The organism is Mucilaginibacter sp. KACC 22063, from assembly GCF_028736115.1.
GTDB lineage: Bacteria > Bacteroidota > Bacteroidia > Sphingobacteriales > Sphingobacteriaceae > Mucilaginibacter.
On the sequence record NZ_CP117877.1, the window covers coordinates 1,058,673 to 1,073,152 of the forward strand.

The following is a 14,480-nucleotide window of genomic DNA, read 5'->3' on the forward strand; positions in this document are numbered from 1 at the left end:
TTACATATTCCTTCGGTATTGCCCGCCGACTTGGTATAGGGCATGTGAGATCTGCCCTAAAGAACAGTACTTGCAAGCTTCCATCAGTTGTTGAAAAATGTTTTCGCCACTAGTTGCCGAGTGTTGAAGGTTTTTAAGCATAGCAGGAGCTTTATCTGCATTGCGCTGTTGAAATGCTTCGAGCGCAGCAATCTGGTATTGCTTTTCTTCTTCTGTAGCTCGTATCACTTCGGCCGGTATTAAAGTTGGTGAACCTTTTTTGTTAAGGAAAGTGTTTACACCAATGATCGGATATTCGCCCGTATGTTTAAGGGTTTCATAATAAAGCGACTCCTCTTGTATTTTACTACGCTGGTACATGGTTTCCATTGCACCTAAAACACCGCCGCGGTCATTAATGCGCTTAAATTCTGTTAGTACAGCTTCCTCAACCAAATCGGTCAGCTCTTCAATGATAAATGCCCCTTGAATAGGGTTCTCATTTTTGGCTAATCCCAATTCGCGGTTAATAATTAATTGAATAGCCATTGCCCGCCTTACCGATTCTTCGGTTGGTGTGGTAATAGCTTCATCATAGGCATTAGTGTGCAGCGAGTTGCAGTTGTCATATATAGCGTAAAGCGCTTGCAGCGTAGTGCGGATATCGTTAAAATCAATTTCCTGCGCGTGCAATGACCGTCCGCTTGTTTGGATATGGTATTTCAGTTTCTGGGATCTGTCGTTGCCTTTATATTTATTTTTAATGGCCTTTGCCCATATACGGCGAGCCACCCTACCGATGACAGCATATTCTGGATCAATGCCATTAGAGAAAAAGAAAGAAAGGTTAGGGGCAAAGTCATCAATGTGCATGCCCCGGCTCAAATAATATTCTACATAAGTAAACCCATTAGCAAGCGTAAATGCCAGCTGTGTTATAGGGTTGGCACCGGCTTCGGCAATGTGATAGCCCGAAATGGAGACAGAATAAAAGTTGCGAACTTTTTCATCGATAAAATATTGCTGGATGTCGCCCATCATCCTTAAGGCAAATTCTGTAGAAAATATACAAGTGTTCTGCGCCTGGTCTTCTTTCAAAATATCTGCCTGTACGGTGCCACGCACGGTGCTTATAGCATAAGCTTTAATTTTTTGATATACATCAGCTGGCAGTACCTGGTCGCCGGTTAAGCCCAGCAACATAAGGCCAAGCCCGTTATTCCCTTCAGGAAGAAGAGCCTCACCTAAATCCTCTCCAAAGGAGAGGACTTTTCTTTCCGGTTGCTGGTTGAGTTGATTTGTGATTTTTTCTACAACCTGCTTTGTATTGTTAAGCACATCTTCATTATTGAATCTGATTACATCAAATCCTTTTTCTTTAAGAATTTTGGTTCTGATCTCATCCTGTTCTTTTGTATACTCGTGATAACCACCATCAACTTCAATAATCAGCCCTTTTCCTAAGCAAATAAAATCAGCGATATAACCATCAACAGCATGCTGCCGTCTTATTTTAAATCCTGTTTGATTATTTCTAAGATTTGCCCACAAAGTTTTTTCGGCCTCTGTTGGGTTTTGTCGGTTTAATTTGGAGTTGTTTTTCAGTATCTCCCAAAACTTTAAGTCAGCAGTTTCATATCCATAATGCTGATTTAGCTCCCTCTCCTTTGGAGAGGGCTGGGGTGAGGCACTATATCCCGGCCTTGCCAATCCATTATCATCGTACAACTCTTTAAACTTAGCTTCTACCAAATGTTCAAGTTTGTTTTCGATGATGTATTTCTCGCATTGCTGGTCTATCGCGGCATTCATAAAAAAGCCGAGTAGCATAGGGGCAGGGCCGTTAATGGTCATGGATACCGAAGTTGACGGACTGCACAAGTCGAAGCCTGAGTAAAGCTTCTTAGCATCATCAAGTGTGGCAATGCTTACCCCTGAATTGCCGATCTTGCCATAAATATCTGGACGCGTATGCGGGTCTTCACCATAAAGCGTAACCGAATCAAAAGCAGTGGATAAGCGGTGTGCGGGTTGGCCAAGCGATACATAGTGAAAACGTTTATTGGTACGCTCTGGTCCGCCCTCACCGGCAAACATACGGGTAGGGTCTTCGCCATCGCGTTTTAACGGGAATACACCTGCCGCATAAGGAAACTCACCTGGGACATTTTCTGTTAACAGCCAGCGTAAAATATCTCCCCAGGCTTCGTATTTTGGCAATGCCACTTTCGGAATACGCAACTGTGATAATGAAGTGGTGAACAACGGTTGTTTTATTTCTTTATCACGTACTCTGTATATAAAGTTATCTGCTTTGTATCTGAGCAAGGTATCGGGCCATTCTTTTAACAAACGCTTGCAATCAGGATGCAAATGTTCTTCAAGTTGGTTGTATATGTCCTGAAGCCCGGCAGTAAAATCTTCTCCTTTTGAGAAGTTTTGCGAAAGGCTGATGCTGCCTTGCAACTGGTACAGCTGCTGAGCAATTTTGCATTGTTCGTTAACCCAATTGTTATAAGCTGTACTGCTTTCGGCAATTTCTGCCAGGTACCTGATCCGGTCAGGCGGAATAACGTAACTTTTTTCCGGTTCTTCCACATCAGTCGGCACTACCGGGTTAAACGCAATTCCAGTTTTTTCTTTGATCACTTTCATCAGTGCATCAAAAAGACTGTTCATGCCCGGGTCGTTAAATTGCGATGCCATGGTGCCATAAACCGGCATGTCTTCATCCCTGGCATCAAAAAGCATGTGGTTACGTTTATACTGCCGCCTAACATCGCGTATAGCATCTAATGCGCCGCGTTTGTCAAACTTGTTAATGGCTACTAAATCTGCAAAGTCGAGCATGTCGATTTTCTCGAGTTGAGTGGCTGCGCCGAATTCCGGTGTCATTACATATAAGGCCACGTCGCAGTAGTCCGTAATCATGGTATCGCTTTGGCCAATGCCCGATGTCTCCACAATTATGAGATCAAAACCCGCTGCTTTGCAAATGTCTATTGACTCCTGTACATATCCAGACAGTGCGAGGTTAGCCTGCCTTGTCGCTAAGGAACGCATGTAAATCCTTGGGCTGTTGATCGCATTCATGCGGATGCGGTCACCTAATAAGGCACCGCCGGTTTTACGTTTTGAAGGATCGACTGATATAATGGCCAATGTTTTATCCGTCTCTGCCAAAAAGCGGCGTACAATTTCATCAACTAAGGATGATTTACCTGCACCGCCCGTACCAGTTATACCCAGAACCGGAATGGCCTCACCCGCAGCCCTCTCCAAAAGAGAGGGAGCTTTTAATGAGGCTCTAAATTGCTCCGGATGATTTTCGGCAAGCGTAATCAGTTGGGCAATGGCTTTATTATCCTTCTCGGGCAGATGTTTCAATTCGCCATTAAGGCTGGTTTTAGTTTCAAAGTCGCATTGCTCCAGCATACTGTTGATCATGCCTTGCAAACCCATACGGCGGCCATCATCCGGTGAAAATATTTTAGCAATACCATATTGCTGTAGTTCTTCAATCTCATCCGGCAGGATAACACCACCGCCACCACCAAATATTTTAATGTGCCCGGCACCGCGTTCTTTTAGCAGGTCGAACATATATTTAAAATACTCGATATGCCCGCCCTGGTATGATGTCATGGCTATGCCCTGCACATCTTCCTGTATAGCACAAGTCACCACCTCTTCAACAGACCGGTTATGGCCAAGATGTATCACTTCTGCACCTGAAGATTGTAAGATGCGTCGCATAATGTTTATCGTAGCATCATGGCCGTCAAACAATGAGGCAGCTGTTACAAATCGAACCTTGTGCTTAGGCTTGTATACTGTGATGTTTTCCATGCAAATTTTATAACCGGTAAGGCAAATCTAATAATTACTAATGTTAATACTATGCTTGCATAGTAAATGTTACAGCACGGTATGCGGTAATCAAATTGTAATCAGTTTATGCAAGATAACCTTAGCCGGATTAAAACTGTATCTTTGTGGTTAATATGATGTTAACGGATTCGGCAACGGCGCAATGGGAGAAAGGCTACAACAATTACGGCCCTTGGTTAAGGCAAAAATACAACGGCCAGCGGGTGTTTAAAGTTATTGTTGATGGTGGTTTTACCTGCCCAAACCGCGATGGCTCAAAAGGCTATGGCGGCTGCACCTATTGCAATGTGGATTCGTTTACGCCATCTGTTTCCCGTAAAAACCCTTCCCTGCGCGAGCAGGTGATACAGGGTATGGAGCGTGCCCGCAAAGGCAACAAGGCCGATAAATTTATCATCTATTTTCAGCCTAATACCAATACTTATGCACCTGCGCATTACCTTAAAATGCTGTATGACGAGGCGTTGAGTATCAATACTGAACATATTGTAGGTCTATCGGTAGGTACCAGGCCCGATTGTATTGATGCCGAAAAGATTGCCCTGCTTGAAAGTTATACCGACAGGTTTGATGTTGATTTGGAGATGGGGATGGAATCCATTTATAACGATACGCTGAACCAGATCAATCGGGGATGCTCACATGATGATTTGCTGAAAGCGCTTGCCCTGGTAAAAAATAGCAAACTTGATATTTGTGTGCATACCATCTTCGGCTTTCCGTGGGAAACCAAAGAAATGATGTTGAAATATGCTGATGAAATTAACCGCCATGAACAAATCAAGTTTGTAAAGTTTCATCACCTGCATATTGTTGAAGGCTCTGTAATGGGCGTAAAATACAAACGCGAGCCTTTTAAATTGTTTAGCCTGGAAGAATATGCAGATTTCCTATGTGAACTTTTGCCTTTAGTAAGGCCGGATGTCGTAATTCAACGGTTATTCGGTATTTCTGACTGGGAACTACTGATTGCGCCTAACTGGGACCTTAAAAAATCAGAAATTCAGCATTTTATTGATAAGCGCATTATTGAGCGTGGGGTGGTTCAAGGTTCTGCATTGTAATTAATTTAAATTACTGGTATTTAGTTTGTACTTTTCGGTACTTAACAGTAAACATATTACCGGCTTTGTCTCAACGCTTACAACAAAACTATATTCCCGCTTTAACTGGTGTGCGTGCTTTAGCGGCGTATCTTGTTTTTATATCCCATTACGATTACACATTTGATGAATCTTTTCCCCACTTTGTGAAAAGATTTTTCCAGGAATTCCACATTGGGGTAACCATCTTCTTTGTGCTATCAGGTTTTTTAATTGCTTTCAGATATTATAATAATTTTCATTTAACTAAAGATTGGTTCAGGCAATACCTCAAAAACAGGGTTGCGCGCATTTATCCAATGTACTTCCTGATCACCATTGGGGCATTCGTTTATTTTTATTCTACAGGTGATGTAAGCATCACGGCGGATTTTCCTTATCCTTTCACCTTAATGCTGATGAACATCACCTTTGTTCGTGGTTTTTTTAATGATCTTAAATTTACGGGTATTGCACAAGGATGGTCGCTTACGGTGGAAGAATGTTTTTACTTTTCTGCCCCCTTTATATTTCTCTTTGCGAAGAAGTATAAAAAGTTTTACATACAGCCTTTGTTGATCACTGGGTTCGGTGCTTTGCTGGTAATTATATTCCGAAATGTGAACTGGTACGGCTTCTTCGGCAACTTTACCTTCATGATGTTGTATACATTTCTGGGTCGGTGTTTTGAATTTTTTGCCGGCATTCAATTGGCCTTGTATGTACAAAGAAAAGGTTTCTCACGTACCAATAGCCTGCCTTTAACCTACATCGGGTTCTTATTCATATTTGTTTGCCCGTTCATTATGTCGTTGTTGCCGGTTCCAAAAGGATGGAATGCAGGCTTACAACATCCGCTTGGTATTGTTACCAATAACTATTTACTGGCCATGTCCATCGCATTGTTTTTCTACGGACTGCTTACAGAAACAACAGTTTTAAAGAAGGTGCTGGCCAATCCATTTGTAGAATTATTGGGCAAAAGCTCGTACATATTCTATCTTATTCACCTGGGATATATCTATCACTATATCCACAACTGGATGAACCAGCTGAACGATAAAGTTTTTGAATGGTATGACAAGTGGGGGGTAGACTGGCATTCGCCTTTTGAATACGATAGCCTGAATATTTTGTATGCTTTTATCATATTAAACGCCCTGTCGGTATTACTATTTAAAACAATTGAAGAGCCGCTTAATCATTATATACGTAAGTCTAACTTTTTAATTAAAAGCTCAAAATAGTTAACTTTAATGCAGTTGCTTTTTTCGGCATCGTAATAGCTATATACGGTCAGTTTTATTTGAACATATGCATCATAAATTTACATCCAGTTACCCATTCGGCCATTATTGCAAATTTTTAATTATTACGCTCATTGTTGTTTCATGTGGTATCAGCAACGCTAATGCCGGGGCATGGCCTGTGCGTCCGGGAAAGGTTCTGTTATCATTAACCGGTACTTATTTTAATGCAGACCAGAAATGGGATGAGAATGGCCGCAAACAGCAATATGATGACAACGGCTATTTCCGCTCATTGAGTATGTATTTATATGGCGAGTTTGGCGCCAGCCGTGTGGTAACTATTGTTACCTCGATACCTTATGTATCCAACACCTTTACTAACTCAGGTTTAAAATCGACTGTAAGCGGATTGGGTGATGCAGAGATAGGCGGACGCATTTATATTACGAACATTAAGTTTAAATTTTACCTGGCTGTACAGGGTACCATTGTTGTGCCGCTGTATACAAATACTGCTGATAAAAACTTAGGATATCAGGCATTTGGTACCGATGTGAAGATAATAGGCTCTGGCAGCGGGAAATTAAGTGCCAGCAAAAGTTTTTATTATACCGTTGAGCTTGGCGGGCGTCAGTATTCGTCAAGCACTGGCCCGCAACAATTACGCGGTACAGCATCATTCGGTATCAACCTCGATCCTAAAAACCAGTTGGCTTTTTCAGGCAACGGCGTTTATTCTCATAGTGATTATAAGCAGTTTGATAATAACCTGGCTGCCAATAAAGATTTCTCTTACGTTCAAGCCTCAATTAGCGCGGGTCATACTTTTACCAAAGACTTTTCAGTTTTTGTAGGTTACAACCAGTTTGTGGCTGGCCGTAACACAGGTATAGGCAGTAATTTTTCTTTGTCATTTATTAATAAGTTCTAAGCTGAATGTACAACAGGATAATTACTACAAAGGTATATGTGTTTGCAATTATAATGCTTGTTTCTACAATAGTAACAGCACACACACTTCCTGACGGAAAAGCTAAAAGAATAACTGCCATTTTTGAAGATGATATAGTTTTTACAGCCAAACCAGCAAAAAAAGAGGCAATCTTTGGTTCGGGTGAAAGGATTGTTTATGATGTTGAATTAAAGAACAATACCAATAATGATCAAAAAGGAAATGTAGGCTACACCATCTATTCATGGAAAGATCAGGTACTGAAACAGGATTCGGTTCATGTAAAACTTGATAAGAACGGTAAAAAGTCAATCAGCTTGCGAATGCCTTCGCAATCAGCGGGTATGTACAAGCTAAATATCACGGTTAACGTTACGGACTATGACGATACCATTCGCCGCGTTTTTGCCGTAGACCCTAAAAAAATTAAATCTGACTTTGCCAAGCCGGGCGATTTTGACGGCTTTTGGCAAACAACCATTGATACACTTGCGCGCACCCCAATGCAGGCTAAAGTTACTTTACAGCCTTCTATGGAGCGGGATGGGATCAGTTGCTATCTGGTCGAATTGCATTCTTACGGAAACGTAGTGATCCGGGGTTGGTTGACTATTCCTAAAGAGCACAAAATTAAAGATAAACTTGCCGTTTGGCTGGTACTGCCAGGTTATGGGCCGCGCGGGGTAAAACCAATTTACGGTACATCTGACCTTGCCGTACTTGCTATTAACGTAAGGGGGGTAGGTAACAGCCGCGATAGAATTAACCCCACGGAAGAAGCATACGTAAGTGTCGGCGTGGAGAGTAAGTGGAAGTATATCTATCGGGGGGTGATCATGGATTGCATGCGTGCTGTAGATTACATTGCCTCAAGGCCGGATTTTGACCAGGATAATATCCTGTGTTCTGGGGCAAGTATGGGTGGTTATCTTTCAATTGCAGTGAGCAGCCTTGATAAACGTATTAAGCTATGCTCGGCTAATAATCCTGTTTTTTGTGATTACCGCTCTTTGGTAGGCAGTAAAGAGTGGCCGATGAAAAGCTTTGTTAAATACGGGCGTGAAAGGCGTGTGGGATTAGACCGCATACTTAATACGCTTGATTACTATGACCTTAAAAACTTTGCACCCAACCTGCAGTGTAAAGCGCTTATAGGTATCGGATTGCTCGATAACCTTGCACCTGCTTATAACGAATATGTAATGCTGGGCAATTTGAAGAATAACTATAAATTGTTCGTTTATCCTGAACTTGCACACGAAGTACCGCCTGAGATTTATTCATACCTGAGTAAATGGATGATGGATCAGTTTGGTTTGTTTTAAATTGTATCGCTGTGCGTGTTAACGAGAGGGTGATAAGTGAGTATGAGAAAAATAATACATCAGGTTTTTAAAGCATTGTTATTTGCGGTTTGCTGTGCTATTGTAGTGACTCTGTATTCTTTTAATGATGTGAAAACCGCTATTATAAAAACAGCGTTTGAAGACGATGTTGTTTTTGCAGCTAATGCACAAACAAAGGATGCGCTATTTCGTCAAAATGAAAAAATAGGTTATGACATCAGTGTGCGCAACAATACCAACGAGTTGCAGGAAGGCACTGTTGGCTACACCATCATGGATCTTCATAACAAAATCTTAAATCAGGGATCCGAGCCGATAAAACTCAAAACAAAAGAAGCAAGGGAACTTTCTTTGCACATGCCTGCCCAGAAGTTTGGCGTATATAAACTAAACCTTACCATTAATGTAACCGATTACGATGATACCATTCGCAGGGTGTTTGGTGTTGATCCTAAAAAGATAAAGTCTGATACGCCAAAACCTTCCGGATTCGATTCTTTCTGGCAAGACACTCGCGACACACTCGCTAAGGTGCCCATGAATGCCACTATGACATTACAGCCCCAGTTAAGCCGTAATGGTACAGATTGTTACCTGGTGGAAATGAAGTCGTACGAAAATATTACCGTAAGAGGATGGCTCACCATTAAGCATGACCGTAAGCCCAAAGATAAATTTCCTGTTTGGCTGGTAGTGCCGGGATATGGCGGTGTTGGCGTAAAGCCCATTTTTGGCTCTAATGAAATTGCCGTATTTTCATTTAACGTACGCGGACAGGGTAACAGTAAAGATAAGATCAACCCAAGCAGGGATGGTTACCTTACAACTGGTGTAGAAAACAGGTACAAATACATTTACAGGGGAGCTATAATGGATTGTATACGGGCGGTAGACTTTATCTTCTCAAGGCCCGAACTGGATTCAAAAAATATCATTATTTCTGGCGGAAGTATGGGAGGGTACCTGGCTATTGCTACAGCCAGCCTTGATAAACGCATTAAACTATGCTCGGCCAATAACCCCGTGTTTTGCGATTACCGCAACTTGATTGGCAATTCCGATTGGCCCATGAGCGATTTTGTTAAGTATTCGAGAGCAAGGCGCATACCAATGGGCAGGATCCTTAATACGCTTGATTACTTCGATCTCAAAAATTTTTCGCCAAATCTTGAATGCTATTCGCTTATCGGTATAAGTATGCTTGATAATCTTGCCCCGCCTTACAATGAGTTTGTGATGTTGAACGAAATTAAATCGAAATATAAATTATTCGTTTACCCTAATCTTGGGCACGAGGTACCACCTTCATTATTTGAATATCTGAGCAACTGGATGATTGACCAGTTTGGGTTATTTTAGTTTGTCGGTACGCCAAATAGCTCGTTAACCGCCTTTTCTCTGAACTTAAATATCTGCTTAACTTTATTTTTTACCAGCAGGCCATTAGCTACTTTGCCTAAAGGTCCGTATCCAATGGCATAGGTTAATTTATCTGTCATGTGTACGCCGCCTTCAACTTCTTTAAAGTGGTGTTCATGGTGCCACAAGGCGTATGGGCCAAAGCGTTGTTCATCAATGAAATATTCCTTGTCCTTAATGTGTGTGATCTCCGTTACCCAATCCAGCTTTACACCTAATAAGGGTGATACTTTGTAGGTGATCAGCATCCCTTCATACATTACGGTATCCTCCGTAAAGTCGGATGTAACAGTAAACCGCATGTCTGCCGGGGTGATCTTGCTTAAATTAAGGGGCGACGAAAAGAATTGCCATGCCTTTTCGAGTGTGATAGGCATGGTTTGCTGCCAGGTTAGTTGATATGTTTTCACACACAGCTAACAAAGTCAGCTGTTAAGTGTTTGACTGATAAAGGCAAGCTTTATTATTGTACCATTTTGTTGGCACAGTACGAGCTGGCAAATGCTTCGGGCTTGGCCTTAAATACAAATCCCATGCTTAAGATATAACCCATGGCTTCGTGCAGCGCCTGGTTTGATTTAAACATTGGATTAGTGTTGATGTCGGCATGTACTTCCAGGTCAACTTCATAAATGTCCAGCAAATCACAAAGTTTGTAAGCAATGTCGATTGATTTTTGCACTTCGGTAAGCATGCGCTCTTTAATACTCATTTTTTGCGAAGTACGTTCCTGGTGGATGTACATAAAGCCGCCGCGTTGCTCGCGTAAAAAAACAATGACCGTAGCAAAATCGGTCACGTTGCCTTTTACCTGCGAATCAGTGCCGATACATACTTTCAGTTTGTTGCCGAGCAGGATTTCACGCTCGATGGTTTTTTCTACTTCTTCAAGGATGGGTGTTTGCAGTACATCACCGCTAAATTTTCTCCAGGTCATAAAAATTGTATTAGGTAAATTTTCAGCAACCTTATAGTGAGGTTTATAAAAGTATGTAATTCATTTCCAGATAAACGTAAATACCTGATTATTTATTTGTTAACATTAAGTTGATTGTTAACATAAAGGACATCAGAAAGAAAAAGGAGATAGGACACAAGGATGAAGATAACTTTTTGCAACAGCTTGTATTCCCAATTTATAAGATGGATATTTGAATTCTTTTATAAACTACAATGGCAGACGAAAAGATCATATTCTCGATGGCTGGTGTAAGTAAAATTTACCCGCCACAAAAACAGGTTCTTAAAAACATATATCTCTCCTTTTTCTACGGCGCTAAAATCGGCGTTATCGGTTTAAACGGTTCCGGTAAATCTTCATTGCTGAAGATCATTGCCGGCCTGGACAAATCTTTCCAGGGCGAAGTGGTGTTTTCACCGGGATACACGGTTGGTTACCTGGCACAGGAACCACATCTTGATCCGGAAAAAACGGTGCGTGAAGTGGTGGAGGAAGGCGTTGCTGAAATAACTGCTATCCTGAAAGAGTACGAGGAGATCAATGAAAAATTTGGTTTGCCTGAATATTATGAAGATGCAGATGCAATGGACAAGCTGATGGCTCGCCAGGGCGAATTGCAGGATAAAATTGATGCGGTTAACGCATGGGAAATTGATACTAAACTGGAGCGTGCAATGGATGCATTGCGCTGCCCTGAGCCTGATACCAAAATTTCTGTATTATCTGGTGGCGAGCGCCGCCGTGTGGCGTTGTGCAGATTATTGTTGCAACAGCCTGATGTACTGCTGCTTGACGAGCCTACCAACCACCTGGATGCAGAATCTATTGATTGGTTAGAACAACACTTAAAGCAGTACGAGGGAACAGTTATCGCTGTAACCCACGACCGTTATTTCCTTGATAACGTAGCTGGCTGGATTCTTGAGCTTGACCGTGGCGAAGGTATTCCATGGAAAGGTAATTACTCATCATGGCTGGATCAAAAAGCTAAGCGTTTATCGCAGGAAGAAAAAACTGAAAGCAAACGCCAGAAAACATTGGAGCGTGAGCTGGAGTGGGTGCGCATGGCTCCTAAAGCCCGCCAGGCTAAAGGTAAAGCCCGTTTGGCTAATTACGAAAAGCTGGCATCTGAAGAGGGTAGGGAAAAAGAAGAAAAACTGGAGCTTTTCATTCCGCCAGGCCCGCGTTTGGGTAATGTGGTTATTGAAGCCAATAACGTGACCAAGGCTTATGGCGATAAGGTGCTGTTCGAGAACTTAACCTTTGCGTTGCCGCCTGCCGGTATAGTGGGTATCATAGGTCCTAACGGTGCAGGTAAAACAACACTGTTCCGCTTAATTACCGGGCAGGATCAGCCTGATGCAGGTACTTTCCGTGTAGGTGATACTGTTGCATTAGGTTATGTTGACCAGATGCATGATGACCTTGACCCTGAGAAATCAGTATGGGAAAACATTACTGACGGACTGGATAACATTATGCTGGGTAACAAAAGCTCTAATTCGCGTGCATACGTTTCTAAGTTTAACTTCAATGGTGCAGACCAGCAGAAAAAAATAAGTGTACTTTCTGGTGGTGAACGTAACCGTGTTCATCTGGCCATTACTTTGAAAAAAGGATCGAACGTGCTGCTGCTGGATGAGCCTACCAACGATATTGACGTTAATACTTTACGTGCATTAGAAGAGGCCTTAGAGAATTTTGCAGGTTGTGCGGTAATCATCAGCCACGACCGCTGGTTCCTTGACCGTATCTGTACGCATATCCTCGCTTTCGAAGGCGATTCACAGGTTTACTTCTTCGAGGGTAACTATTCCGAATATGAAGAAAACCGCAAGAAACGTTTAGGCGATATCGAGCCCAAAAGGATCAGGTATAAAAAACTGGTTTAATAAGTAATATCCGAAAATAATTAAAGCCCATTGTTAAGCTAACAATGGGCTTTTTTATCTTATGGTAAATAATTTTAAGTAACAATTAGGTGAACGGTTCGTTAGATTAATAAACCCATACCTATGGAAAGCTTAACATTATCTGAAATTGCAACCTTGAATGCAATATTTAATACAAACACTCATTCATATAGTCTCGAAGACAAGTTTCAGGACAATGCTCCGGTTTGGTTAAAATATGATGGTGCCTTTGTTTATTGCTATGGAGGCTCATATGGGCAAACGGGAATGCTGATAGCTAAATATAAAGCTTCGTCTGATTTACCTGCCTACCAACAATCGCATAATACTAATCAAAAAGATGCCGGGTCGGTTCCCAAAGGAAAATATTGGATATTCTTAATGCCTAATCCTAACAGGATCAATCAATCTGATAAAAAAAGTGATGAATCACTATCCGGTAAAGATGAAAGAATAAAGAAAACACCTGCTTTTACTACCAACGAAAGGGGACAAACCATTATATATCCTGGTTGGGGCAACACAAGAGCCGGATTATTCCCGGATAAAATTACAAACACCTTTGGCAGAAGTAATTTTTATTTACATGATTCGCAGAAAGGATCCTCACAGGGGTGTATAGAAACAAACGCTCAAATTTTCAATTTATTAAATGGCGTGAGGCAGTCATTTACAAAGGTTGCTTTAATGGTAGATTATAAAGGTGATAATACAAGTGCTTTTGCAGGCAGTGATAAATAAATATCGACTATTGCTTAACATTTTTGCTGTTGCTTTTTTTACCTGCGCTGTTTTTTCATGCAATGCACAGCAACAATCTCTTAAGGTTGAAATACTTAGTAAGCAAAATGCATCAAAAGATAGGTTGATTAAGTACAAGATTTTCAGTCAGTCCACCCTATATTATTATGTAAGCCTTGAAAAGTTACTTGATAATAAATGGAGGGAGATTGTATTGGATATCAACGCAGAAGCTCCTGATCGTGCTGCGATTGTCAACACAATCACAAAAGAAAAGCCAGTCATATCTAACTATAAGTTCAAAAATATACCTGTCATCTATTCAAAAAACGGGCATCAATACAGGCTTAAAATTAATTTTGGCGACCATCCAACAGATATCAGGAATGTAGCCTATTCCGACTCATTTGATGCTTATCGGTAATGAAAAACTTTAAACAACACAGCCGCTTACATAAGCGGCTGTGTTTGTTATTATATAGCAACAGTTGCCGGTTGAGGCATTTCCTTACCTTTGGGGTTAGCCCCGTACTGATTAGTGCCTGGTTGGCTGCCTGCAAATAACAGCACTAAAACGTAAAAAGGGATAAACTGGTACCAGCCAGAATTGCCGACATCATGGCACCGTTTTGTATTCTGTGCAATACCGAACCATAAAAGCAATGGATAAGCTAAAAGCCAAAGCATTGAGCCATGCGCAAAAATAGCTGCCGTTGCAAACAAGGCTATGCCAGCATAAACAAAAAATGAAAGCGCATATTCAGTTCTTCTGATGCGCCCTTTAAGCGATAGGGGCTTTTTAAACATAAGAATTAGTGTTGAAGTTTGTTTGACTAAAGATATTAGCAATAAATTATGAAAGCAAATTTTAGCTAAAAAAAAGTTTAGTTAATTGTATCAAAAAAAGGGGAGCTTAATAAAGCTCCCCTTTTTAATCAGCAGGTGA

Annotated in this window: 12 protein-coding genes; 8 read left to right on the forward strand and 4 right to left on the reverse strand. The window is 41.4% G+C overall.

Annotation, left to right across the window (positions count from 1 at the left end; genetic code table 11):
* On the reverse strand, nt 1-3,828 hold the full coding sequence (locus tag PQ461_RS04675) for a methylmalonyl-CoA mutase family protein (RefSeq protein WP_274208481.1): 3,828 nt from the start codon (nt 3,826-3,828) through the stop codon (nt 1-3).
* Between the two features lie 158 nt (nt 3,829-3,986).
* On the opposite strand from PQ461_RS04675, the gene mnmL reads away from it, so the two are divergent.
* From mnmL to PQ461_RS04700, 5 genes are all read left to right on the forward strand, one after another.
* Nucleotides 3,987-4,934: a tRNA modification radical SAM protein MnmL/YtqA gene (gene mnmL, locus PQ461_RS04680; RefSeq protein ID WP_443192789.1), complete on the forward strand. Its 948-nt coding sequence runs from the start codon at nt 3,987-3,989 to the stop codon at nt 4,932-4,934.
* 110 nt (nt 4,935-5,044) lie between these two features.
* Entirely contained in the window at nt 5,045-6,199 is a 1,155-nt protein-coding gene (locus tag PQ461_RS04685) for an acyltransferase family protein (protein WP_274303982.1), read from the forward strand.
* A 67-nt stretch (nt 6,200-6,266) separates the two neighbouring features.
* Entirely contained in the window at nt 6,267-7,133 is an 867-nt protein-coding gene (locus tag PQ461_RS04690) for a hypothetical protein (protein WP_274208483.1), read from the forward strand.
* A gap of 53 nt (nt 7,134-7,186) precedes the next feature.
* Entirely contained in the window at nt 7,187-8,479 is a 1,293-nt protein-coding gene (locus PQ461_RS04695) for an acetylxylan esterase (protein WP_274208484.1), read from the forward strand.
* 42 nt (nt 8,480-8,521) lie between these two features.
* Complete coding sequence (locus PQ461_RS04700; protein WP_274208485.1) at nt 8,522-9,859, forward strand: acetylxylan esterase; 1,338 nt, start codon at nt 8,522-8,524, stop codon at nt 9,857-9,859.
* Here the strand turns inward: PQ461_RS04700 and PQ461_RS04705 are convergent.
* Both PQ461_RS04705 and PQ461_RS04710 read right to left on the reverse strand, forming a co-directional pair.
* Nucleotides 9,856-10,329 (reverse strand): SRPBCC family protein, encoded by a 474-nt coding sequence (locus PQ461_RS04705; protein ID WP_274208486.1) that lies wholly within the window; start codon nt 10,327-10,329, stop codon nt 9,856-9,858. The two genes, PQ461_RS04700 and PQ461_RS04705, sit on opposite strands and share 4 nt — an antisense overlap.
* A gap of 53 nt (nt 10,330-10,382) precedes the next feature.
* The gene (locus PQ461_RS04710; RefSeq protein ID WP_274208487.1) at nt 10,383-10,856 is read right to left on the reverse strand and encodes a ribonuclease H-like YkuK family protein; all 474 of its coding nucleotides are present in this window, start codon (nt 10,854-10,856) and stop codon (nt 10,383-10,385) included.
* A gap of 236 nt (nt 10,857-11,092) precedes the next feature.
* Here PQ461_RS04710 and ettA point away from each other — a divergent pair, with 236 nt between their 5' ends.
* The 3 genes from ettA (at nt 11,093) to PQ461_RS04725 (ending at nt 13,958) form a co-directional block, all read left to right on the forward strand.
* On the forward strand, nt 11,093-12,772 hold the full coding sequence (gene ettA / locus PQ461_RS04715; protein ID WP_274208488.1) for an energy-dependent translational throttle protein EttA: 1,680 nt from the start codon (nt 11,093-11,095) through the stop codon (nt 12,770-12,772).
* Between the two features lie 123 nt (nt 12,773-12,895).
* Nucleotides 12,896-13,534 (forward strand): tlde1 domain-containing protein, encoded by a 639-nt coding sequence (locus PQ461_RS04720; protein WP_274208489.1) that lies wholly within the window; start codon nt 12,896-12,898, stop codon nt 13,532-13,534.
* A gap of 10 nt (nt 13,535-13,544) precedes the next feature.
* Entirely contained in the window at nt 13,545-13,958 is a 414-nt protein-coding gene (locus PQ461_RS04725) for a hypothetical protein (protein WP_274208490.1), read from the forward strand.
* Between the two features lie 50 nt (nt 13,959-14,008).
* Here PQ461_RS04725 and PQ461_RS04730 read toward each other — a convergent pair whose 3' ends face one another.
* A complete protein-coding gene (locus tag PQ461_RS04730; protein WP_274208491.1) occupies nt 14,009-14,341 on the reverse strand; it encodes a DUF805 domain-containing protein in 333 nt (110 codons plus the stop codon).
* Nucleotides 14,342-14,480 lie beyond the last annotated feature (139 nt).

Bases quoted from the DNA above. Each gene is read 5' to 3' on its own strand.
- PQ461_RS04675 (WP_274208481.1), bottom strand. From the start codon at position 3,828: ATGGAAAACATCACAGTATACAAGCCTAAGCACAAGGTTCGATTTGTA.
- mnmL (WP_443192789.1), top strand. From the start codon at position 3,987: ATGTTAACGGATTCGGCAACGGCGCAATGGGAGAAAGGCTACAACAAT.
- PQ461_RS04690 (WP_274208483.1), top strand. From the start codon at position 6,267: ATGCATCATAAATTTACATCCAGTTACCCATTCGGCCATTATTGCAAA.
- PQ461_RS04695 (WP_274208484.1), top strand. From the start codon at position 7,187: ATGCTTGTTTCTACAATAGTAACAGCACACACACTTCCTGACGGAAAA.
- PQ461_RS04700 (WP_274208485.1), top strand. From the start codon at position 8,522: ATGAGAAAAATAATACATCAGGTTTTTAAAGCATTGTTATTTGCGGTT.
- PQ461_RS04710 (WP_274208487.1), bottom strand. From the start codon at position 10,856: ATGACCTGGAGAAAATTTAGCGGTGATGTACTGCAAACACCCATCCTT.
- ettA (WP_274208488.1), top strand. From the start codon at position 11,093: ATGGCAGACGAAAAGATCATATTCTCGATGGCTGGTGTAAGTAAAATT.
- PQ461_RS04720 (WP_274208489.1), top strand. From the start codon at position 12,896: ATGGAAAGCTTAACATTATCTGAAATTGCAACCTTGAATGCAATATTT.
- PQ461_RS04730 (WP_274208491.1), bottom strand. From the start codon at position 14,341: ATGTTTAAAAAGCCCCTATCGCTTAAAGGGCGCATCAGAAGAACTGAA.